This window comes from Bacteroides sp. AF25-38AC, from assembly GCF_003602995.1.
Classification (GTDB): domain Bacteria; phylum Bacteroidota; class Bacteroidia; order Bacteroidales; family Bacteroidaceae; genus Bacteroides; species Bacteroides uniformis.
In genome coordinates this window covers 126,897-148,884 of record NZ_QTMD01000010.1, presented here as the reverse complement: position 1 = coordinate 148,884, position 21,988 = coordinate 126,897, and the positions used below count along the sequence as shown (strand labels likewise).

General features: G+C 49.5%; 21 protein-coding genes. 10 read left to right on the top strand and 11 right to left on the bottom strand.

The genetic code is table 11. The annotated features are described in order from the left end of the window. Window positions 1-340 precede the first annotated feature (340 nt). The 5 genes from pyrB to glyA all read left to right on the top strand — a co-directional run bounded on the left by pyrB (window position 341) and on the right by glyA (window position 4,519). Window positions 341-1,288: an aspartate carbamoyltransferase gene (gene pyrB / locus DWY55_RS09230; protein ID WP_005829081.1), complete on the top strand. Its 948-nt coding sequence runs from the start codon at window positions 341-343 to the stop codon at window positions 1,286-1,288. A gap of 26 nt (window positions 1,289-1,314) precedes the next feature. After that, window positions 1,315-1,779, top strand: coding sequence for an aspartate carbamoyltransferase regulatory subunit (pyrI, locus tag DWY55_RS09225; protein WP_005829083.1), 465 nt, complete (start codon window positions 1,315-1,317; stop codon window positions 1,777-1,779). Beyond that, the gene (locus DWY55_RS09220) at window positions 1,776-2,342 is read left to right on the top strand and encodes a flavin reductase family protein (RefSeq protein ID WP_005829084.1); all 567 of its coding nucleotides are present in this window, start codon (window positions 1,776-1,778) and stop codon (window positions 2,340-2,342) included. The genes pyrI and DWY55_RS09220 overlap by 4 nt, the downstream gene beginning before the upstream one ends. Before the next feature lie 23 nt (window positions 2,343-2,365). Further along, window positions 2,366-3,136 (top strand): porin family protein, encoded by a 771-nt coding sequence (locus DWY55_RS09215; protein WP_008663573.1) that lies wholly within the window; start codon window positions 2,366-2,368, stop codon window positions 3,134-3,136. A gap of 102 nt (window positions 3,137-3,238) precedes the next feature. After that, window positions 3,239-4,519, top strand: a complete 1,281-nt coding sequence (gene glyA, locus DWY55_RS09210) for a serine hydroxymethyltransferase (protein ID WP_009038485.1) — start codon at window positions 3,239-3,241, stop codon at window positions 4,517-4,519. A gap of 119 nt (window positions 4,520-4,638) precedes the next feature. Here glyA and DWY55_RS09205 read toward each other — a convergent pair whose 3' ends face one another. Further along, on the bottom strand, window positions 4,639-6,309 hold the full coding sequence (locus DWY55_RS09205; RefSeq protein ID WP_005829089.1) for a formate--tetrahydrofolate ligase: 1,671 nt from the start codon (window positions 6,307-6,309) through the stop codon (window positions 4,639-4,641). Window positions 6,310-6,424: 115 nt separating this feature from the next. Continuing rightward, window positions 6,425-8,578 carry an outer membrane beta-barrel family protein gene (locus tag DWY55_RS09200; protein WP_120137742.1) on the bottom strand — a complete coding sequence of 718 codons (2,154 nt, stop codon included), beginning with the start codon at window positions 8,576-8,578 and terminating at the stop codon, window positions 6,425-6,427. Between the two features lie 201 nt (window positions 8,579-8,779). Here DWY55_RS09200 and DWY55_RS09195 point away from each other — a divergent pair, with 201 nt between their 5' ends. From DWY55_RS09195 to DWY55_RS09175, 5 genes are all read left to right on the top strand, one after another. After that, window positions 8,780-10,351: a sensor histidine kinase gene (locus tag DWY55_RS09195; protein WP_120027439.1), complete on the top strand. Its 1,572-nt coding sequence runs from the start codon at window positions 8,780-8,782 to the stop codon at window positions 10,349-10,351. A 73-nt stretch (window positions 10,352-10,424) separates the two neighbouring features. Continuing rightward, on the top strand, window positions 10,425-11,144 hold the full coding sequence (locus DWY55_RS09190) for a response regulator transcription factor (RefSeq protein WP_035448477.1): 720 nt from the start codon (window positions 10,425-10,427) through the stop codon (window positions 11,142-11,144). A 21-nt stretch (window positions 11,145-11,165) separates the two neighbouring features. Next, window positions 11,166-11,972 (top strand): hypothetical protein, encoded by an 807-nt coding sequence (locus DWY55_RS09185; protein WP_008663564.1) that lies wholly within the window; start codon window positions 11,166-11,168, stop codon window positions 11,970-11,972. Window positions 11,973-12,072: 100 nt separating this feature from the next. After that, complete coding sequence (locus DWY55_RS09180; protein WP_005829107.1) at window positions 12,073-12,669, top strand: hypothetical protein; 597 nt, start codon at window positions 12,073-12,075, stop codon at window positions 12,667-12,669. 25 nt (window positions 12,670-12,694) lie between these two features. Next, window positions 12,695-13,597, top strand: a complete 903-nt coding sequence (locus tag DWY55_RS09175; RefSeq protein WP_008663562.1) for an SDR family oxidoreductase — start codon at window positions 12,695-12,697, stop codon at window positions 13,595-13,597. A gap of 31 nt (window positions 13,598-13,628) precedes the next feature. Here DWY55_RS09175 and DWY55_RS09170 read toward each other — a convergent pair whose 3' ends face one another. From DWY55_RS09170 to atpC, 9 genes are all read right to left on the bottom strand, one after another. After that, the gene (locus DWY55_RS09170) at window positions 13,629-15,845 is read right to left on the bottom strand and encodes an AAA family ATPase (protein ID WP_057252424.1); all 2,217 of its coding nucleotides are present in this window, start codon (window positions 15,843-15,845) and stop codon (window positions 13,629-13,631) included. Window positions 15,846-16,012: 167 nt separating this feature from the next. Next, window positions 16,013-16,903: a F0F1 ATP synthase subunit gamma gene (locus DWY55_RS09165; RefSeq protein ID WP_120178064.1), complete on the bottom strand. Its 891-nt coding sequence runs from the start codon at window positions 16,901-16,903 to the stop codon at window positions 16,013-16,015. Window positions 16,904-17,019: 116 nt separating this feature from the next. Further along, the gene (gene atpA, locus DWY55_RS09160; protein WP_085929908.1) at window positions 17,020-18,603 is read right to left on the bottom strand and encodes a F0F1 ATP synthase subunit alpha; all 1,584 of its coding nucleotides are present in this window, start codon (window positions 18,601-18,603) and stop codon (window positions 17,020-17,022) included. A gap of 133 nt (window positions 18,604-18,736) precedes the next feature. Beyond that, window positions 18,737-19,297, bottom strand: a complete 561-nt coding sequence (locus tag DWY55_RS09155; RefSeq protein WP_005829118.1) for a F0F1 ATP synthase subunit delta — start codon at window positions 19,295-19,297, stop codon at window positions 18,737-18,739. Window positions 19,298-19,308: 11 nt separating this feature from the next. Beyond that, entirely contained in the window at window positions 19,309-19,815 is a 507-nt protein-coding gene (gene atpF / locus DWY55_RS09150) for a F0F1 ATP synthase subunit B (protein ID WP_005836994.1), read from the bottom strand. Window positions 19,816-19,910: 95 nt separating this feature from the next. Then, on the bottom strand, window positions 19,911-20,168 hold the full coding sequence (atpE, locus tag DWY55_RS09145; RefSeq protein WP_005829122.1) for an ATP synthase F0 subunit C: 258 nt from the start codon (window positions 20,166-20,168) through the stop codon (window positions 19,911-19,913). A gap of 56 nt (window positions 20,169-20,224) precedes the next feature. Further along, window positions 20,225-21,295, bottom strand: coding sequence for a F0F1 ATP synthase subunit A (gene atpB, locus DWY55_RS09140; RefSeq protein WP_009038492.1), 1,071 nt, complete (start codon window positions 21,293-21,295; stop codon window positions 20,225-20,227). Then, on the bottom strand, window positions 21,279-21,698 hold the full coding sequence (locus DWY55_RS09135) for a hypothetical protein (RefSeq protein ID WP_005829126.1): 420 nt from the start codon (window positions 21,696-21,698) through the stop codon (window positions 21,279-21,281). The genes atpB and DWY55_RS09135 overlap by 17 nt, the downstream gene beginning before the upstream one ends. 41 nt (window positions 21,699-21,739) lie before the next feature. Next, window positions 21,740-21,988 (bottom strand): ATP synthase F1 subunit epsilon, encoded by a 249-nt coding sequence (gene atpC, locus DWY55_RS09130; protein WP_034523421.1) that lies wholly within the window; start codon window positions 21,986-21,988, stop codon window positions 21,740-21,742.

The following is a 21,988-nucleotide window of genomic DNA, read 5'->3' as shown; positions in this document are numbered from 1 at the left end:
ATTAAGATAATAAGAGAAGAGAAAAAAACGACGTTGTCGTTAAAAAGAACGACGGCGACGGCGTAAAGAGATACCACACTTCACTGTCCGGAATGCCACACTTCGACAAGGCAAACGCCGCACTTGACTAAGGCAAATGCCACACTTGAACATTCGCGAAATGCGGCATTTACTTTGTCGAAGTGTGGCATTTCGGATGATGAAGTGTGGCATTCCGGACAACAAGCCACACGGTTAAAAAAACAGCCCATATTTCGCAAAAAACTTCCCCGCATATTTCCGTAGCCCGCATATTTTCCGTAACTTTACACTCTCGAAAAGTATAAATGAATTCAACGATATGGAAAACAGAAGTTTAGTCACCATTGCCGAGCATAGCCGGGAAAAAATCCTCTATATGCTCGAGATGGCGAAAGAGTTTGAAGCCCATCCCAATCGGCATATATTGGACGGGAAAGTAGTTGCCACCTTATTTTTCGAGCCTTCCACCCGTACACGCCTCAGTTTCGAGACTGCCGCCAACCGGCTTGGAGCACGTGTCATCGGGTTCAGCGACCCAAAGGCCACCAGCTCATCCAAGGGCGAGACGCTGAAAGACACCATCAAGATGGTGAGCAACTATGCCGACATCATCGTGATGCGCCACCACCTCGAAGGGGCCGCACGCTATGCCAGTGAAGTCACCACCGTGCCTATTGTGAATGCCGGAGACGGTGCCAACCAGCATCCCTCACAAACCATGCTCGACCTCTACTCCATCTACAAGACGCAAGGCACGCTGGAGAATCTGAATATCTTCCTGGTCGGCGACTTGAAGTATGGCCGTACCGTCCACTCCCTGCTGATGGCCATGCGCCACTTCAACCCCACTTTCCACTTCATCGCTCCCGACGAGTTGCGGATGCCCGAAGAATACAAAATTTACTGCCGCGAGCACAACATCAAGTACGTGGAACATACGGACTTTACGGAAGAAATCATTGCTGATGCCGACATCCTCTACATGACCCGTGTGCAGCGCGAGCGCTTCACCGACCTTATGGAGTACGAGCGGGTGAAGAATGTCTACATCCTGCGCAACAAGATGCTGGAACATACCCGTCCCAACCTGCGCATCCTGCATCCGTTGCCCCGTGTCAACGAAATAGCCTATGATGTGGACGACAATCCCAAGGCATACTATTTCCAGCAGGCACAAAACGGACTGTATGCCCGTGAAGCTATTCTGTGCGATGTACTGGGCATCACGCTGGATGAGGTGAAAAAGAGTAAAGGAGTAATTCAGTAGAATCGTCTAATAACTAATATTTCAAGATGTTAAGCGAAAAGAAACAGGAATTGCAGGTTGCTGCTCTGGAAAACGGCACTGTAATAGACCATATACCCTCCGAGAGACTGTTTACCGTAGTCTCCCTGCTCGGACTGGAACACATGAGCAACAATATCACTATCGGCTTCAACCTCAAGAGCAAGAAGCTGGGCACGAAAGGCATCATCAAGATTGCCGACAAGTTCTTCTGCGACGAAGAGATAAACCGTATCGCCGTGGTGGCTCCCAATGTAAAACTGAACATTATCCGCGACTACGAAGTGGTGGAGAAACGCGAAGTCCGCCTGCCCGAAGAGCTGCGCGGAATCGTGAAATGCGCCAACCCGAAGTGCATCACGAACAATGAGCCTATGCCTACGTTGTTTCATGTCGTGGATAAGGACAATTGCGTCATCAAATGTCACTACTGCGAAAAGGAGCAGACCAGAGAAGATATTGAGATTATATGAAAGAAGACTGGAAACCCGGAACCATGATTTATCCGCTGCCCGCCGTACTGGTGAGCTGCGGAAGCACTCCGGAGGAATATAACATTCTGACTATCGCATGGACGGGGACGATTTGTACGAACCCGCCCATGTGCTACATCTCCGTACGCCCCGAACGCCACTCCTACGACATCATCAAGCGGAATATGGAATTCGTCATCAACCTCACCACGAAAGATATGGCACGGGCCACGGACTGGTGTGGCGTACGCTCCGGAAAGGACTACAACAAATTCGAGGAAATGCATCTGACACCGGGGAAAAGCACCGTAGTCAGCGCGCCTCTTATCGAGGAATCACCGCTTTGCATAGAATGCCGGGTAAAGGAGATTATGGCTCTCGGTTCGCACGACATGTTTATAGCGGATGTGGTAAATGTACGTGCCGATACCCGTAATCTGAACCCTGAAACCGGCAAACTGGAACTGGCGGAAACGAATCCCTTGGTCTATGTGCACGGTGGATATTATGAGCTGGGAGAAAAGATAGGCAAATTCGGATGGTCAGTAGAGAAAAAGAAGTAATAATGCGATAAAGGTTTTAAGAGATGGAGTTGCGACGAATCTTGATGGGCTTATATCTGTTGGCCTTCCCCGCCATGATGTGGGGACAGACTCCGGTTGTGCCCGGTACTGCCGACGAAGAGCATTCCGGACACCGCAAGGAAACTCCGGTCAATTTCGGTTTCAAAGGCGGTTTCACCTCTTCCTTGTTCCTTGTATCCCAGTTCAGTGTCAACGGAGTACCCATTGACGAAGTGCAGAACAATTACAAGATAGGATATTTCGGTTCCCTTTTCATGCGGATAAACTTCGACCGCCACTTCCTGCAACCGGAAATATCCTACAACATCAACCGGTGCAACATCACCTTCGAGAAACCTCTGCCCGAAGACGCCGCATCAGGAGCCCGGCTGGAGGAAGCCTCCATTACATCGTCCATCCACAGTATAGACATCCCCGTCATCTACGGATACAACTTCATCAAGGAGGGGCCGTACAGCCTTGCCGTCTTTGGAGGACCCAAAGTGCGCTATATATGGGACAGGAAAAGTGACATCGACTTCGAGAATTTCGACCAGGTGAATATCCGTGAAAGGCTGCGTCCGCTCAATCTCAGTTTCACCGTCGGCGTATCCGTCACCATCTCACGCGTCTTTTTCGACTTCCGTTACGACATGGGGCTGCACAACATCTCCAAGAGCGTGACATACGATATTCCGGCCGACAACAACGCTGCTGACGAAAACACGAAAAACGAAATCCGTTTTCACCGCAGGGACAATGTGCTGAGTTTTTCTTTCGGAGTGTTCTTTTGACAGTAAATTTCTTCCTTTTCTTTCAATTTATTCATTTATTTCCCGTAAATTTGTGCGCTTAATAAGAGAACACAGATTTATCAAACTTATCTAATAAGCAGAATGAAAAGAGATGATTTAATTTTCGAACTTATCGAAAAAGAACACCAACGTCAGCTCAAAGGCATTGAACTGATTGCATCAGAGAACTTTGTAAGTGACCAGGTTATGCAGGCAATGGGCTCCTGCCTCACCAACAAGTATGCTGAAGGATACCCCGGCAAGCGTTACTATGGTGGTTGTGAGGTAGTGGACCAGAGTGAGCAGATTGCCATCGACCGCTTGAAACAGATTTTCGGCGCAGAATGGGCCAACGTACAGCCGCACTCCGGTGCACAAGCCAATGCAGCCGTATTCCTCGCCGTGCTCAATCCGGGCGACAAATTCATGGGACTGAACCTTGCACACGGCGGTCACCTCTCCCATGGCTCACTGGTCAACACTTCCGGTATTATCTATACTCCCTGCGAATACAATCTGAACCAGGAAACCGGACGTGTGGACTATGACCAGATGGAAGAAGTTGCCCTGCGCGAGAAACCCAAAATGATTATCGGCGGCGGTTCTGCTTATTCCCGCGAATGGGACTACAAGCGCATGCGCGAAATCGCGGACAAGATAGGTGCCATCCTAATGATTGACATGGCTCATCCTGCCGGACTGATTGCAGCCGGTGAACTGGATAACCCCGTGAAATATGCCCACATCGTGACCTCCACTACCCACAAGACTCTGCGTGGTCCTCGCGGTGGCGTTATCATGATGGGTAAGGACTTCCCCAATCCCTGGGGCAAGAAAACTCCGAAGGGAGAAATCAAGATGATGTCCCAGTTGCTGGATTCAGCCGTATTCCCCGGTATCCAAGGTGGTCCGCTGGAACATGTCATCGCAGCCAAAGCCGTTGCCTTCGGCGAAATCCTGCAACCGGAATGGAAAGAATATGCCAAGCAGGTGAAGAAAAACGCCGCTGTCTTGGCACAAGCCTTGATAGACCGTGGCTTCACCATCGTTTCCGGCGGTACGGACAACCACTCCATGCTGGTAGACCTGCGCAGCAAATATCCCGATTTGACCGGTAAGGTTGCCGAGAAGGCGTTGGTATCTGCCGACATCACCGTAAACAAGAACATGGTTCCGTTTGACAGCCGCTCGGCTTTCCAGACTTCCGGCATCCGTCTGGGTACTCCTGCCATCACAACCCGTGGTGCCAAGGAAGACCTGATGCTCGAAATTGCCGAGATGATTGAAACCGTTCTGTCCAACGTAGACAACGAACAAGTCATCGCAGAGGTACGTGCACACGTCAATGCGAAGATGAAAGAATACCCGCTGTTTGCTTATTAATAAGCAAACAGAATTAAAAATTAAGAATTAAAAATTAAAGGCTGCGCAGTTCAAAGCGAACATTGCGCAGCCTTTAATTTTTAATTCTTAATTTTTAATTCTAAACGCGCTCCGCGCGTTTAGCTCAGCCCTTCTATATTTCCGTCCACAATATCAATGTGTTCGGCTTGTGGTTTCTTGGGTAATCCCGGCATACGGAGAATTTCACCGGCGATGGCTACAATCATTTCCGCACCGTTATTGACCACAATATCCTTGATGTGGAACTCAAAGTTGTTGACTGCACCGTATATCTTCGGGTCGGCAGAGAAGGAGTACTGCGTCTTGGCAATACAGACGGGGTAATGGCTGATACCCATCTGCTCTATCAGTTTGATAACTTTGCGGGAGTGGAGACTGTAAGTCACTACGCTTGCCCCGTAGAGGTTGCAGGCTACCTTTTCTATTTTACGTTCCACGCAATCGCTCTCTTCGTAGGTGAAGGTCAGCGGTTCGGATGGTTTGTTCTCGATAGTATCTACTACCAGATTGGCAAGGTCAACGGCTCCCTCTCCTCCTTTGGCAAAGGCGTTGTTCACGGCAAAACCTACCTCAAGCTTTTCTTCGCAATGGCGGCGGATAGCTTCCACCTCCTCGTCCGTATCACTGGCAAAACGGTTGAATGCCACGATGACCTGCTGGCCGAATGAACGCAAATTGCGTACATGCTTGTCCAGATTGCCGAAGCCCTCTTTCAGTCCTTCCATATTGGGTTCCTTGATGCGGTCCAGACTGACACCGCCATGCATCTTCAGTCCTTGTGCGGTAGCAACGATTATCGTCAGCTTGGGCTGTAGGCCGCTCTTGCGGCACTTGATGTTGTAGAACTTCTCCGCACCCAGGTCAGCCCCGAAACCGGCTTCCGTCACTACATAATCGCCAAATGTCATGGCCATTTTTGTGGCAAGAATGGAGTTGCAACCATGGGCAATATTTGCGAACGGTCCTCCATGAACAAAAGCAGCAGAGCCTTCGGTAGTCTGTACCAAGTTGGGGTTGATAGCATCTTTCAACAGTACGGTAATGGCACCGGCTACTCCTAACTCCTTCACTGTGAAAGGAGTACCATCGAAACGGAATCCCAGAATAATATTTTCAATACGGCGACGGAGGTCGTCGAGGTCTGTTGCCAGACAGAGAATAGCCATAATTTCGGAAGCCGGGGTAATATCGAAGCCCGACTCCTCGGTAATGCCGTTGGTGCTCGGTCCCAATCCGGTGACAATGCTCCGCAAGGAACGGTCATTCACATCAAGTACGCGCCGCCAGATGATTTCTTTCAGTCCGAAGCCATCCGCCTGATGCTGGTACAAGTAATTGTCGAGCAAAGCGGAAATCATGTTGTGTGCGGAGGTAATGGCGTGAAAGTCGCCCGTAAAGTGCAGGTTTATCTTCTCCATGGGCAGCACCTGGGCATATCCTCCACCGGCAGCACCGCCTTTCATGCCGAAGCAAGGACCTAACGAGGGTTCGCGTAAAGCCACAATCGCTTTCTTGCCAATCTTGTTCAGCCCCAATGCCAGCCCGATGGACACGGTTGTTTTACCGATACCCGCTTTCGTAGCCGTGATAGCCGTCACCAGTATCAGATTGCTCTTCTTCACTTTCTCTTCATCAATCAGATGCGTAGGAATCTTGGCTATGTAACGGCCATAGTTCTCTACTTCGTCACGCGGGATATCCACACTTTCAGCCACCTGCTTTATCTTCTTCAGCTCTATGCTGCGGGCTATTTCAATGTCCGATTTCATACAGAGTCTTTTCTTTAAATAACAACTTTAATGTTTTGAAAGTTGCAAAAGTACGAAAGATGTGGCAAAGTACAAAAGAATACCGTATTTTCACCTGACCACCTGCATCTTCTATCTATTTGAACCGCGACGTATCCACCGCCTCCCGTTGCTTCTCCTTATATCCACCGAATTTATAAGTAAACGATACGCCGAATTCGCGGAAGCATGAGTAATGATTCGTCACATTCTGCGTCTTGAAACGGATGCGGGGAGAAATCTGTCCCGTCTCAAAAATATCGTTGCAATAGAGGTTGAGAATGGCTTTGTTCTTGGCGAAGCCGTAGCGCAGGGCAATATTCACATTGCCCGACGTAGGCAGGTCGTAGATGCCCTGAATGGCTTTACTATGCACAAATCCGGTCACCGTCAGCTTCAAGTCGGGTTTGGTGGAGAGAGTAAAAGTATTGTTCATCTGGGCAATGCCATAGCATTGCTTTCTGTCGAAAGGAATATCCCAGAAATCACCATCCTTTTCGCGATGCCACAAGCCGATGAGGGTAAGGCGAGAATTCAACCAATCCTTCACCTTAAACGGGATAGAGGCTTGTATACCTGCTTGTTGCTGATAATCAAAATTGAGTGTCTTGTAGATTTCAACCAGACGTTCGGAAGATTGGTAGAGCGTCTGTACGGAGTAGTCCTTGGTATGGTTGAACCAAGCGCTGAAGATGTATTTGCTCTTCAAAATATAGGTCATTTTAAGCTCATACTCTTGCGCCGGTTTCAGCAACGGATTACCATGCAGCTCAGAGTATCCGCCACCGATGTAAGAGACGGCATCCTGCACCGCCCAGTAGTCGGGATAGTCCTTGTCGCTGCTCAGAGAGAGCTGAAGGATATGTCCCGGTGACGGCATATAGTTCAAGTTGACGATGGGATACCAGTCCCACTGGTTCCAGACGGGAGTCTTGTAATGCTCCACAGCCAGGGAAGCGTCCAAAGCGAGTTTGTCGCCGAAACTCTTGCTGGAACCTGCATAGATATTCCAGGTCTGCTCGCGGCGGCGGGACTTCATATTGCTCAAGGCATCCGATGAGGTCAGTTGTCCGCCGGTTTCGGGGTCATAATAATATTGGTAGCTGTTGTCGATGCTGGTAGTATAGATGGCTCCGTAATTCAAATCCCAACCTTTTCCCAGACTGTGCTCCTGGGCCAGAAAGAATTTCCATCGGTTGATACGTTGGCAATCTTCGGTGTAGAAGTCGAGTTCCTCGTCCTGCATGCGGCTATGCAGCAACTGGTCGGACGGGGAACGGTAGTAGGTCAGTTCGGCACCGGCTTTGAGGCCGAAAGGGGTACGATAGTCCAGACGGCCGTTGTGCAGCCAGTCGGTGCTATTGCCATGAGTTGTGGACACCTGCGTGCCCGTCACGCCCTTCCAGTTGTGGGAGGTGGAATAGCCACCGTTATAGACGAAACTCAGCTGATGGTCCTTGGCGATGTTATAGTCCGCCCCTACCCTGAAATTATGGGTATGACTGCGGCCACGGCCCACCTCATATGTTGTCATGGGGTGAACCGAGCCGTCTGCCAGGGTGTGCACAGCCTCTTTGTCGGTAGTAGAGTAGCCCCGGCCATGGCTGTGCGAGTAAAGAAAATCTGCTGAGAATTTATTTTTGCTGAAGAGCAGGCTGGCGCGTTCCTCAAAGCCTTCGTTATGCTTCTGGCGATACTTGGCATAGAGTTCGCCTTGCCAGGAGCCGGGGCCGCCTACCGATTGTTTCAAGGTGATATTGATAAGTGCGCCACGCACCTGGTAGCGTGCAGGGGCGTTGTACATCACTTCCGCCTTCTCTATGCGGCTGGCAGGGATGCTGCGCAGCAAGGAATAGAGCTGCTCTGTGCTGAGGGTGGTTACTTTGCCGTCCAGGATAACGGTGACTCCCTGACCTGCCAACTGCAGCCCTCCATTCATCTCGATGACGCCGGGAAGCTCTTTCACGGCATCGTAGGCATTGTCTACGAGGAGGTTCTGGATAAGGCGGGGCAGGTCGTACACCAGCTTGCCTTGCGCTGCCTTAACGATGGGGCGTTCACCGGTAATCATCACTTCCGGCAAGGTCTGATAAAGACTGTCCAGACGGGCATCGGTCGTGATAAGGCTGTCGGCGCTGAGGATGCGGTTGTCGTCCGCACCGGAGGTGGTTGCAGTGCCGTTGTTCTCTTGTGCCGAAAGGCTGATGCTCAAAGCACAGCATACAATAGGGAGTAAATAGAATCGTTTCATGTCCTTCTTTTTATTTATGTTTATATTCTTCTTCTGCAAATCTTCGTCTGCAAAGTACGGCAGAATCAGCAGAAACTTGTGTTATCAGCGGCTTACCAAGTGTTATCCAGTGTTATCGGGAGTGTTATTTAGTCTTATCGGATGATAGGGTTCACAATATTAATCTTACCTTTGTATGTATAAAAGTAACCGGAAACAAACATGAAACTGCCATTCAAATATATTGCCATACTTGTCATCGTCTCCCTGGCCGGCATCTTCGCCTACCAAGCCTACTGGCTGACGGGGCTCTACCATACCATGCACAGTGAAATGGAAAGGGACATCACCGAAGCCATGCGCATGAGCGACTATAACGAAATGATGATACGCGTGGATAAAATGAAGCAGGACGACATAAACCACGGTGAAGTCAGCGTATCAGCCGGATACAGCGATGACGGAAAATCATTTGTCCGTAGCAGTACCACCATCTCCCGTGAAGATTCTTTGGACAACACCACCCTGCACGAAACCTTCATGCCCAAAGGAGACAGTGTTTACGTGACCCACCCGAACGATTCAACCCGCGTGGAAGTCAGTGTCAGGGACTCAGACAGCTCTCCCCAATCCGCATTGAGTGCCAAAGGGGGACTGGATGTGATTTTGCGCGACCAAAACAGTATGCTGGAACTCGCCACCTACTTCCAGCGCGGACTGCATTCGGGACTGGACATCATTTCCGACCCCGACGTACTGCTTTATGACAGCCTGCTGACTTCATTCCTGCATGACCGTAACATCAATCTTCCCCATAGGCTGCTACATCTTCACAAAGGCAGCAAATGGGACTCTACCATTCTCTATATAGATACATTGGTAAACATCGGTACCCCCGGCTATGTGCCTACCTCAAAAGCCGTGGAATATAATTATTCTTTCGACATCAATACAAGTCAAAGCTACCGTCTCATCATGGAACCGGCCGGCACGTTGGTCTTGCGACAGATGTCGGGCATTCTCACCACATCATTCGTTATTCTGATCGTACTCGCTTTCTCCTTCTGGTTCCTGATACGCACCATCCTGAAACAGAAGACACTGGAAGAGATGAAGAGCGATTTCACCAACAACATCACCCACGAACTGAAAACCCCCATCGCCGTAGCATATGCCGCCAACGACGCTCTGCTCAACTTCAACCAAGCGGAGGAAAAGGCCCAACGCGACAAATACCTGCGTATCTGCCAGGAACAGCTTCAGCGCCTCAGTGGACTGGTTGAACAGATACTTTCCATGAGTATGGAACGCCGCAGGACTTTCCGCCTGCACCCGGAGGAGTTTGCAATACGTGATATTCTGGAAACGCTCATCGAACAACACAAGCTGAAAGCGGAAAGCTCCGTCCACATATCGGTGGACATCGAACCGGAAGATTTGAGCGTACTTGCCGACCGTACGCATTTCAGCAACATCATCAGCAACCTGATAGACAACGCCATCAAATATTCGCACGGAGAAGCCGAAGTGGCCATCCATTGCCGCAAGGTAACCGTCGAAGGGCAGAATGAACAGACCGAAATCTCCGTCAGCGACCACGGTATCGGTATTGCTCCCGAGAAGCAGAAGCACATCTTCGACAAATTCTACCGCGTACCCACGGGTAATCTGCACGATGTGAAAGGCTATGGGCTGGGATTGTTCTATGTGAAGACCATGATAGAGAAGCATGGTGGCAGCGTATCGGTAAAGAGTGAGTTGGGAAAAGGAAGTACCTTTACGATAAGGATATGATAACATTATTTGTTAGGGTACTTTACATTACTTGTTAAGGAGCTTTACATTACTTGTAACAAAAGCGACAATTATGGAAAAGATAACCGTACTTCTGGTTGAGGACGAACAGACCCTCGCCATGATTATCAAGGACACATTGGAAGGGCAGAACTTCATCATCCACACCGCAGCAGACGGTGAAGAGGGATTGCGCAAGTTCTTCGACCTCCGCCCCGACGTGCTGGTGGCAGACGTGATGATGCCCCGCATGGACGGCTTTGAAATGGTGCGCCGCATCCGGCAGACCGACAAACAGACCCCGGTACTGTTCCTTACCGCCCGCTCCGCCATCAACGATGTGGTGGAAGGGTTTGAGCTGGGTGCCAACGATTACCTGAAAAAGCCTTTCGGAATGCAGGAACTCATTATCCGCATAAAGGCCCTGGTAGGCAAAGCTTTCTCCTTTACAGAGGAAAAGCCCAAAGAAACTACCGTTTTTGAAATCGGTGACTACCGTTTCAATTCCGTCACTCAACGACTTGCTTTTGCAGGCACCCCGACTTCACCTAACGCGGATACGGAAGTGGAACTCTCCCACCGCGAGTCCGAGATACTGAAACGTCTTTGCGAGAACCGTAACCAGGTGGTCAACACCCAGAATGTATTGCTCGACCTCTGGGGAGACGACAGCTTCTTCAACTCCCGCAGCCTGCATGTGTTCATCACCAAACTGCGGCATAAACTGGCCGGAGACGAGCGCATCCGTATCGTCAATGTGCGGGGAATAGGATATAAACTAATAGTGAACTAAACTAAAACTAAACTACTATTTATGAAAAAGTTATTATTCATTACTTTTATCTGTTCCTCACTCTGCGCCTATGCACAGAGCGAGATTCCGGAAGACACAATAAAGAACCGGCCTCCCGTAAAGAAAGAGCAGATTCCCTTTTCTCCAAAAGAGAACAAGCGTACGGGCCTTGATGAAAGCCAGCCCCAACAAAGTCTGCAAGGCGAACAGCAGGAAGAGATAAATCTCCATCTCCCTCCCTCCGACTATGTGGAGCCCCTGCCCTGGACGGACATGAAGAAGATACACTTTCAGAAAAACATCTTTGAATGGGACTTCCAGCGTTTCGCCGATTTCCTGCTCTCGCCGGAAGTCGTACTGACGATGTACGGCAGCCATAACACCTATCCTGCAATGGGCTCCATCATGCAGGCTGGCGCAGGAGTCACTTATTACAGTCCCGACGGACATTGGGAATTGAGCGGAGGGGTATATGCCGCCCACTATTCCATCTCCCAACCTTCATCCATTACCGGTGCCCAGTATGCCAAAAGGGATGCCCCCCGAGGTACTCAATGGGACATAGGCTACAATGCCTCCGTATCCTACCGCATCAATCCCTACATGCGCCTGCATGCCTTCGGCCAGTATTCGGGCTACGGGAGAAGTAACTCCTTTCATGGATATATGAACCCGATGTATCCGCAAAGCGGTTATGGCATGGTACTGGAACTGAAAGTGACGGACTGGCTCGACCTCAACGGAGGGATGGAACGAAGATACGACCCCACCAAAATGAAATGGGTAAATTCGCCCATTTTCGCCCCTACCATTCGTATAAAGAAATAGAAATAATACAAAGATATTTCCGGAAATAGAGGGAAACGAGTATCTTTGTTCAGTCTGCCCCTATGCGGCAGACAGCAACTGAAATTGTGAACAAAGAACTATGAAACGAATCTTCTTCTGCATCATCATTTTACTTGCAGGCATGTCATCCGTCAGCGCACAGAGCGAGATGCCTGCCGATACGGTACGTACTGCAGTACGTGGCGAAGCGTCTCCCGAAGGCATGTCTCCGTCTGAAAAGGAGCTTCTGCCGGGCGTGAAGAATTACGACGGCTTCCTGCTGGATATGGGGCTGATGAATCTGTCCACCCCCACTCTTCCCAAATTCACTTTGGAGATACCGGATGCCAGCAAAGACTATAGCCGCATCTTCCAGTTGAACCCGAACGTGACTTATTCACAAGGTCTTTCGAACATATTCTCACTCAGCAACTCCCGGTATTTCAGTTCGAATCCCTTCGGACTGACGGGCTTCTGGGGCTCTACCGACAACCTGCAAATGGGAAGTTTCACTTTGAAGAACGGCATGCGCATCCATACGTACGGCGAATATGACAAGGACGGCTGGAAAGTACCCAACCCTTCCGCACTGCCTTGGGAAAAGAACAATTTCAAAGGGGCGTTCGAGCTGAAATCAGCCAACGGAGCCTTTGGCATACGCATCGAGGTACAGCAGGGCAGACACGTGCCCTATTGATGCCCATCACTTAACAACAGAATCAATGACAAGAAAGAAAATACTGGTAATAGGCGCCAACGGTTTTACCGGCAGACGCATCCTGGATGATTTGTCCCACAACGTGTTTTATCAGACAACGGGCTGTTCCCTGCACGACGACATCTGTCCCCATTCGGGCGACTATCGCTTTATCCGTACGGATATATGCAACCGCCAGGCGGTGAAAAAGCTTTTCCAGGAAGTACAGCCGGATGTTGTAATCAATACCTCCGCCCTCTCCGTCCCCGATTATTGCGAAACGCACCATGCAGAAGCGGATGCCGTCAACATTACTGCCGTGGAGCATCTGGCAGAATGCTGTGAGGCGGGAGGCAGCCGTTTTATCCATCTTTCCACCGACTTCGTTTTCGGTGGTGATACGGACCGACCCTATACGGAGGAGGATATTCCCGCTCCCGTTAATTATTACGGCTACACCAAACTGGAAGGTGAGAAACGTATCGCTGCCGTTTGCAGGGATTATGCCATCGTGCGCGTAGTGGTGGTGTACGGTGCCGCCCTGCCCGGACAGCATGGAAATGTGCTCCAACTGGTGGCAAACAGATTAAGGAACAATGAGGAAGTGTTCGTCGTATCCGACCAATGGCGTACGCCCACCTTCGTGGGAGACGTGTCGCAAGGAGTGGAGAAGCTGATAAGTCATCCGCAAAACGGTATCTATCATCTCTGTGGCAGCGAGTGCCTGACCATTGCAGACATCGCTTATCGGGTAGCGGACGTATTGGGGCTGAATCGCTCGCTCATCCGTCCCGTCACCACGAAGGAAATGAACGAAAAGACACCACGTCCCCGTTTCAGCGGGCTGAGTATAGAAAAGGCACACCGGGAACTGGGGTATCAACCGTATACGCTGGAGGAAGGAATAAAGCTGATGTTCGGATGGTAAATAATGCAGGTGCGGATGGCAGGAGATTCGACTACAGCAACTCCGGCTCTGCCAGTCCTTTCTCTTTGCGATACACACGTACCATCTCCAGAATCACATCTCCATATTTCTCCACCCCTTTTTTTCCGAAATACGGAATGCGTACAAGCATGGCCTTATCCGAAGGAAGCAGATTGCTGATGCCTAGAATTGCCTTCTGCTGAATGACGGTGTATACGGGCAGCCCTAATGCGGAAGCTTCTGCATTGCGCCATGCTACCAAGCGGTTGTAAAGTTCCGGATGCAGCACATCCGTGGGTACTTCAACAGCCGCAGCATCGCGTTTCCGCTCACGCGGACGTTTCTCTTTATCAGCCTGCTTACTGCTTCCCTGCCCTTCTTTGGCAGAAGCACTTCTCCCTTTGCCTTTACCCTTCTGCGAAGCCGAATCATCAATGGAAAGCAGTGCTTTCTGCTTCAAGTATCCTGCCATATGGAAACCATTCTCCAGCACATAATCCAGCAAATCAGTCTTCATGTCAAACACTTCCTCCAGTTCCTCCATGGCATCCCGGAGCTTCTTCTTCAACTCTTTATTATCAGAAGTTACCGTACTCGCCATCACCGCATCCAGCGGTTGCAACTGCTCTTGAAAATAAGTGGCGGCAGAGTGTATGCGCCCCTGCAAAGTCGGGTCGGCTGCATAGTCCTGCGCAGTATCAATCAGGCGGGTATACTGGATACTGAACTTCTGGGCTACTTTCGTCACTTTGTCGTGAAAACGTTCCATTTCCTCCTTGCAGGCTGCGAGTTGCTTGGGAAAGAGCTTGTACAAGTGTTCGTCTATCAGCCGCACATACCGCCGCAAAGCCTGCTCCATGGGCTGGAAATCGAACAAGCCCGACAGCAGTTCCAGGAAATAGGTCTGCTGCAAGGAACGGAAGCGTTTCTCGTCCGGCTCGTTTCTCCGTGCCTCCATCGTGAAGGTATCTACTGCATGGTCACTGATAACGGCCTTTGCAGAAAGCGGGGCACTGAGCACCACTCCCTCCAATGTCTTGCAGCGGCTCAGAGCCACATAGGTCTGCCCATGCGCAAAGGAGGCACCGGCATCAATCACGGCACGTTCAAACGTCAGTCCCTGGCTTTTGTGAATGGTAATCGCCCACGCCAGCTTCAGCGGATATTGCCGGAATGTTCCTTCAATATCTTCTGTAATCTCCTTGGTTTCCTCATCAAGCACGTATTTGGCATTCGTCCACTCTTCCTCCTGAAGTAAGAAGGTAGCGTCGCTTCCCTTACTGCGCACTTCAATTCCATCTGCCGACACGGCTGTCACCTCTCCAATCATGCCATTGTAGTAACGGTGCTCACCGGAGGTGTCGTTCTTCACAAACATTACCTGGGCACCGCGTTTCAGTTCCAGTACTTCATCCGTGGGATAGGAATATTCGGGAAACTTTCCGTCAATCTTGGCACGAAAGGCATACGAGCGTCCCGGAAGTTGTTCCAGCTCATGGTCATTAATCCGTTGGGCCTGATAATTGTGGGTCACCAGGCGGATGTATCCTTCTTCTTTATCTGGTACGAAATTGGGAATATACCGGCGGTTCAAGGCTTCCAGCACTTGCCCGTCACAACGGTTTTCGCGAATGCGGTTCAGTAATTCAAGAAAAGTCCCATCGTTCTGCCGATAGACTTTCTTTAGTTCTATGGTGCAATATTCCGTCTGCTTCAAGGCCTGGCTGGAGAAGAAATAAGGCGTGTCATAGTATTTGCGCAGCATCTGCCACTCATCGTCTTTCACTACGGGAGACAGCTGCTGTAAGTCGCCAATCATCAGCAGTTGCACGCCGCCAAAGGGTTTGTTCCGGTCGCGGAACCGCCTCAAGACGGCATCCACCGAATCGAGCAAGTCGGCACGGACCATACTGATTTCATCGATGACCAATAAATCTATGCTGCGTATAATGTTGATTTTCTCTTTCCCGTAACGAAAACGGTAGGTTGCCTTGCCATCTGCGCTGAATGAGCTTTCGGGCACATAAGGAGCAAAAGGTACTTGGAAAAAGGAGTGGATGGTGACACCGCCTGCATTGATAGCGGCAATTCCCGTCGGTGCAAGTACAATCATCCGTTTCGGACTCTCCGCCCTCAGTTTTCGCAGGAAAGTTGTCTTACCGGTACCTGCCTTGCCGGTCAAAAAAAGATGAGTGCCTGTGTTTTCAATGAATTGCCATGCAAGCGCTATTTCGGGATTATTCTCCATTGATATGTTTATTATTCAACCAATCCGCTCTCTCTCAGAATGATACGGATTTCATCAGTAGCCATATATGATAATAGGACAAAGATAACGCTTATTTCGTTATCCTTGTCCTATTATTCCATTTATTTGTACCCAGCCTGAACAAGCCCTTTACGGGGCGATCCGGGCTATTTCAAGCTACCGCCGATAATATCGAGCAGCTCATTCGTAATGGCCTGCTGACGGCTCTTGTTATACTGTTTCGTCAAATCTTGAATCAACTCGTTGGCATTATCTGTCGCCGTCTGCATGGCAAGCATACGGGCAGCATGTTCCGAAGTATTGGAATCGAGAAGCACGGTAAATATCTTCTGACTCAACACTTTTGGCAGAAGTTCCGCTATCAGTTCGCCGACGGAAGGTTCCACAATGTAATCATTATTAAAACTGCGGGCATCCTCCGGTACATCTTCTGCCGCCTCCTGCGCTACTTGCGTCAGGTCAATGGGCAGATAATTCTCGCGGAGCAGCACCTGCGAACCCATCGATTTGAAGTGATGGTAAATCAGCTCCACATGGTCAATCTGCTTTTCCACAAACTCATGCATCAACTTCTCTGCCAGCTCATACGCTTCAACGTACGAAGGCTTGTCTGCCATCACCTGGTAGCTGCCTTGCGGCACATATCCCATTTTCTTGACGGCTTCCTCCACCTTTCTCCCAACGGGATATATCAGAATATTCTCCTTGCCCAGCGACTGGTAATCTTCCAAAGCCCGTTCCAGCATCTTCGCCACATTCGAGTTGAATGCACCGCACAAGGAACTATTGGACGAAAACGCCACGACCGCTACCCTCGTCACGGGTCTTTTCCCGGTATAGGGCGACTCGAAGGAAGCATCCGTACGCAGAAAGTTCGTCAGAATCTCATTCAGCTTCCGTTGATAAGGCAGCATATTCTCAATCCGCCCCTGCGCCTTATGCAGTTTGGCAGATGCCACCATCTTCATAGCCGATGTTATCTGGCGTGTACTCTTGACGGAGCTTATTCTATTTTTTACCTCTTTCAGTGAAGACATGATAATTAAGGATTAAGGATTAAGGATTAGGGATTAGGGATTATATTGCATATACGGTGTAGTTGGATTGCCGGATATATCAACAAAATCACTTATCACTAAACGCTAATCACTATTTACATGAATTGCCTTGCAACCGCCTCTGCCGTCTCCTCAATCTTCTTGCAGACATCGTCATTGATGGCACCCGTCTTTAAAACGTCGAGTACCTCCATGCGATAGTTCATCTCAAGAGACTCAAGGAAGTTGCGTTCAAACTCGCTGACCTTGTCCAAAGGAACATTCCTCAACAAGCCGTGCGTGCCGCAATAAAGAATGGCAATCTGCTTTTCTACCGGCATCGGGCTGTATTGGGGCTGTACCAGCAGGCGTGTATTCTTCTGTCCCTTGTCGATGGTCAATGCCGTCACGGGGTCCATATCGCCACTGAACTTGGTAAACGCTTCCAGCTCCCGGTACTGTGCCTGGTCAATCTTTAATGTACCTGCCACCTTCTTCATAGCCTTGACTTGGGCATTACCACCCACACGGCTCACAGAGATACCCACGTCAATGGCCGGACGGTTACCCTGGTTGAAGAGGTTCGTATCAAGGAATATCTGCCCGTCAGTGATTGAAATCACATTCGTTGGGATATAGGCAGACACGTCTCCTGCCTGAGTTTCGATAATGGGCAATGCAGTCAGCGAACCGCCACCTTTCACCTTGCCTTTCAGACTGTCCGGCAGGTCGTTCATCTCGCGTGCCACTTCCTCCTGGCTGATAATCTTCGCCGCACGTTCCAACAAACGGGAGTGCAGATAGAAGATATCACCCGGATAGGCCTCACGTCCTGACGGACGGCGCAGAATCAGAGACACTTCACGATAGGCCACCGCCTGCTTGGACAAGTCGTCATAGACCACCAGCGCATGACGGCCGGTATCACGGAAATACTCTCCGATGGCAGCCCCTGCAAAGGGAGCGTAATACTGCAATGCAGCCGGGTCTCCCGCCGTAGCAGCCACCACAATGGTATAGTCCATCGCACCGTACTGGTGCAGGGTATTCACGATAGAGGCAACGGTAGAACCTTTCTGGCCAATGGCTACATAAATGCAGTATACCGGATCGCCAGCATCAAAATTGGCACGCTGGTTGATGATGGTATCGATGGCAATGGCCGTCTTACCGGTCTGGCGGTCACCGATAATCAGCTCACGCTGTCCACGGCCGATAGGTATCATGGCATCCACAGCCTTCAGACCGGTCTGTAGCGGCTGATTCACCGGCTGACGGAAGATAACTCCCGGCGCCTTACGTTCCAGCGGCATTTCATAAAGTTCTCCGCCTATCAGTCCTTTGCCATCGAGCGGCGCACCCAGAGGGTCTATTACACGGCCCAGCATACCCTCTCCCACCATGATGGAAGCAATACGCTTGGTACGCTTTACAATGAAGCCTTCCTTGATTTTATCCGTAGGGCCAAGCAACACAGCACCCACATTATCCTCTTCGAGGTTCATCACAATGGCCTTGATGCCGTTGTCGAACTCCAACAACTCGTTGGCTTCGGCATTGCGCAACCCATAGATACGGGCTACACCGTCACTGACTTGCAGTACCGTGCCAATCTCGTCCAACTGTACGCGGGTGTCAATCCCTTCCAGTTGCTTGCGGAGAATATCGGAGACTTCGCTTACTTTTATATTTTCAGACAACATCTTAGTATTTACTATTTTACAATTTACTATTTACTATTTGAAAGAACCCGAATCATATACTGTTTGACCTCTACAACTTACGCATCACAAGACTATTAAATAAGTAAATTGTAAATTGTCAAATCGTAAATCACACGATTCTTCTATTCTTATCAATGAACTGCTGTTTCACTTTCTTAAGCTGCGTAGCAATACTGGCATCCAGACGGAAGTCGTTGATGTCGAAGATAAAACCACCTTCAATGGAGGGATCCACTTCAGTCTGCAGCTCCATGCTGGCATGCAGCAGGGAGGAAGCACTGTCATGGATGCGCTCCCGCACTTCCTGGCTGACGGGAACGGCTGTTATCAGCTTTCCTACACCGATATGCTTGTCTTTCCGGTACAAATCCAGAAAACTCAGGCAGATGTACTGGAGAAAGTTTTCCCGCCGGTTCTTCAACACCAGGGTCATGAAACGCGCAAACTCACGGCCCGCAGGAGCATCCCCCACAGCAGCGGTACAGATAAGTGTTAACTTCTCACGTATCGTCAGGATGGGGTTTTCCAATGCCATGCGCAAATCCGGATGTTTCCTGAAGCTACGGTCGAGCATACAAAACTCCTTGTACAGAGTATCTTCTGCCCCCATGCTCTTGGCATATTCCATCAATGCTTTCGCATAACGCATCGAAACGATTCCTATATCCATTTCTTTGAGAATTAATTGTTTTTACTTGCGGCCAGCACTTCATCCAGCATCCGGTCTATCATCTCCATCTGCTCATGTTTCTCGTCCAGATTCTTGCGGATAATTTTCTCGGCTATATCTACGGACAAGACTGCCACCTGGCGGCGAATATCGCGGATGGCCTCTTCCTTCTCTTGCTGTATCTGCTTTTTAACTTCGTCCAGCTCCTTCTGCGCGGCGGCTTCCGCCTGCTTGCGTGCTTCGACGATAATCTTGTCACGCTCATGCATCGCCTCCCGCAGAATACGTCCTTGTTCTTTGTTGGCAGCAGCAATCAACGCTTCACTCTCCTCTTTCAGTTTGGAGAGCTGGGCATTTGCTTCGCGTGCCACTTCCAAAGACTGGTCGATGTAGGTCTTGCGACCTTCCACCATCTTGGTGATAACGGGAAAACCGTACTTGGCAAGCACCACAAACACCACACCGAATGAAAGGAGCATCCAGAACAGCAGACCACTATCGGGTAATAACAATGACATAATTTTATTTACTATTTGACAATTTACGATTTACAATTTGGCTGCGCGGTGATGCTGCACGGACAAATTGTAAATGGCAAATGGTAGATTGTACATTATAAAAAGAATACCAATAAACACACAACTACTGCCAACAAAGCAACACCTTCAATCAAGGCAGCGGCAATAATCATGTTCATACGGATATCTCCGGATGCTTCCGGCTGGCGGGCAATGGCCTCCATAGCAGAACCGCCGATTTTACCAATACCTACACCAGCACCAATAACAGCCAAACCAGCACCAATGGCTGCACCCAGTTTACTAACTCCCACACCTGCCGCAGCAGCTTGCAATAATACAGATAGTAACATAACTTTCAGTTTTTAAATGGTTATTTTTATTAATATTTATATTCCCAATAATCGTATCACTTCACCGCCTTCTCCTTATGCTCTTCCTGCGCCAGACCGATGAACACGGCTGACAGCATGGTGAACACATATGCCTGGATAAAGGCAACCAACAACTCAAGTGCATTCATAAAGATATTGAACAACACCGATGCCACGGTCAGCGTTCCGTTCAAAGCAGGTCCCATACTGGCCGAGATGAATATCAGGCAGGTAAGCACCAGCATTGCCATGTGCCCTGCCAGCATATTGGCAAAAAGACGTATCATCAAAGCAAACGGTTTGGTGAAAATACCGAAGAACTCGATAAACGGCATCATGGGGACCGGTACCTTCAGCCACCAGGGCACATCCGGCCAAAAGATATCTTTCCAATAAGTCTTGGTTCCAAAGATATTCACGGCCAAGAAAGTACAGATGGCCAATACCATCGTAATGGCTATATTTCCCGTCACGTTGGCCCCTCCGGGAAAGAAAGGAATCAGCCCCATAATGTTGTTGATGAAAATAAAGAAGAAGGCCGTCAGCAAGTAAGGTGCGAATTTACGGTACTTCGGACCGACACAGCTCTTTATAATATCATCGTTCACCATCATGATAAACATCTCCATAAACCCGATGAAACCACCGGGAGCGGCACTTCCCTGCGGGTGCTTGCGATACCAGTGCGCCACACTCAAAATGATGAGAAGCAGCAATGCGCTGTTGATGAGCAAAGCCAGTGTCACCTTCGTGATGGAGATGTCCAACGGGCGTATTTCGTTTCCGGTGGCATCATACTCCACCAGCTTGCCTTCGTACTTGCTTCCTGCGGGAGCGATGGAAAAGCCTTCATAACTTCCACCGTTCTCCTCCAGACGTGAGGATAGAAAGGCATGCCATCCGGTGGTAGAGCTATGCACTATTACCGGCAAAGGAATCGTAACGTGAGTTTCGCCCCACGTCGTGATGTGCCATTCGTAAGAATCGCCGATATGCCCGAAGACAATCTCCTTCACGTCCACCGTATTCTCGGCCCGCACCGTGGCGGGTAGCAACATGCCCAGTGCCAGCAGAATTACAGTCAGTATGTTACGCAATCTTTTCATTGTTACTTTTCTTTTTCAGTTTCCGATTCGCCTCAAAAGTGAAGAAGAACCAGGAATCATAAATCAAATATATCAGATAGTTGGCTATAAACGTCAACAAAAACGCCCTGGCTTCCTCACGTACTGCAACGCAATAAACCAGCATCACAATCATGGAGACCAGCATTCTCATCACACGCATCAGCAGATAAATCTGCAACATTCGTCCTGGCATCCGGTGACGGCAGCTTTCGGTCATATTAATCATGAATACTCCGAAAACAAAGAAGAAAAGCGGAATCAGCGGATAACCGCCGAAATAGTGATGCGGATTTATCGAAAAATACGCCCAACCGCCTACAATTCCTATCAATACCGTCAAGAGCGCTGTATGCAATAAGTAGTTTCTCTTAGTAATAGTCACGCCAACAACCTCTATTTTTTAATTTTTAATTTTTTAATAGCCTATTGCTGTTCTATACAGACGGCAACCCTTCCGTTACTCATCTCCACGAATCCGCTTTGAATATCCAACTCATGTTCCTCACCGTCCGTTGCGTAAATCAATTTCCCCGTTCCCAACGATGATACAATCGGTGCATGCTGCGGCAGGATAGAAAAAGAGCCCATAGTGCCCGGCAATGTAACACTTTCCACTTCCCCGTTGAAGAGTTCCTTCTCCGGTGAAACAATATTCAAATGCAACTTTTTCAT

What these genes read in the sequence shown, in the direction of transcription:
- atpC (WP_034523421.1), bottom strand. Translation starts at nt 21,988, where the DNA reads ATGAAAAAGTTGCATTTGAATATTGTTTCACCGGAGAAGGAACTCTTC.
- DWY55_RS09180 (WP_005829107.1), top strand. Translation starts at nt 12,073, where the DNA reads ATGAAACGAATCTTCTTCTGCATCATCATTTTACTTGCAGGCATGTCA.
- DWY55_RS09165 (WP_120178064.1), bottom strand. Translation starts at nt 16,903, where the DNA reads ATGTCTTCACTGAAAGAGGTAAAAAATAGAATAAGCTCCGTCAAGAGT.
- DWY55_RS09215 (WP_008663573.1), top strand. Translation starts at nt 2,366, where the DNA reads ATGGAGTTGCGACGAATCTTGATGGGCTTATATCTGTTGGCCTTCCCC.
- DWY55_RS09195 (WP_120027439.1), top strand. Translation starts at nt 8,780, where the DNA reads ATGAAACTGCCATTCAAATATATTGCCATACTTGTCATCGTCTCCCTG.
- atpB (WP_009038492.1), bottom strand. Translation starts at nt 21,295, where the DNA reads ATGAAAAGATTGCGTAACATACTGACTGTAATTCTGCTGGCACTGGGC.
- pyrB (WP_005829081.1), top strand. Translation starts at nt 341, where the DNA reads ATGGAAAACAGAAGTTTAGTCACCATTGCCGAGCATAGCCGGGAAAAA.
- DWY55_RS09185 (WP_008663564.1), top strand. Translation starts at nt 11,166, where the DNA reads ATGAAAAAGTTATTATTCATTACTTTTATCTGTTCCTCACTCTGCGCC.
- atpE (WP_005829122.1), bottom strand. Translation starts at nt 20,168, where the DNA reads ATGTTACTATCTGTATTATTGCAAGCTGCTGCGGCAGGTGTGGGAGTT.
- pyrI (WP_005829083.1), top strand. Translation starts at nt 1,315, where the DNA reads ATGTTAAGCGAAAAGAAACAGGAATTGCAGGTTGCTGCTCTGGAAAAC.
- DWY55_RS09170 (WP_057252424.1), bottom strand. Translation starts at nt 15,845, where the DNA reads ATGGAGAATAATCCCGAAATAGCGCTTGCATGGCAATTCATTGAAAAC.
- DWY55_RS09175 (WP_008663562.1), top strand. Translation starts at nt 12,695, where the DNA reads ATGACAAGAAAGAAAATACTGGTAATAGGCGCCAACGGTTTTACCGGC.
- DWY55_RS09155 (WP_005829118.1), bottom strand. Translation starts at nt 19,297, where the DNA reads ATGGATATAGGAATCGTTTCGATGCGTTATGCGAAAGCATTGATGGAA.
- DWY55_RS09200 (WP_120137742.1), bottom strand. Translation starts at nt 8,578, where the DNA reads ATGAAACGATTCTATTTACTCCCTATTGTATGCTGTGCTTTGAGCATC.
- DWY55_RS09190 (WP_035448477.1), top strand. Translation starts at nt 10,425, where the DNA reads ATGGAAAAGATAACCGTACTTCTGGTTGAGGACGAACAGACCCTCGCC.
- glyA (WP_009038485.1), top strand. Translation starts at nt 3,239, where the DNA reads ATGAAAAGAGATGATTTAATTTTCGAACTTATCGAAAAAGAACACCAA.
- DWY55_RS09220 (WP_005829084.1), top strand. Translation starts at nt 1,776, where the DNA reads ATGAAAGAAGACTGGAAACCCGGAACCATGATTTATCCGCTGCCCGCC.
- atpF (WP_005836994.1), bottom strand. Translation starts at nt 19,815, where the DNA reads ATGTCATTGTTATTACCCGATAGTGGTCTGCTGTTCTGGATGCTCCTT.
- DWY55_RS09205 (WP_005829089.1), bottom strand. Translation starts at nt 6,309, where the DNA reads ATGAAATCGGACATTGAAATAGCCCGCAGCATAGAGCTGAAGAAGATA.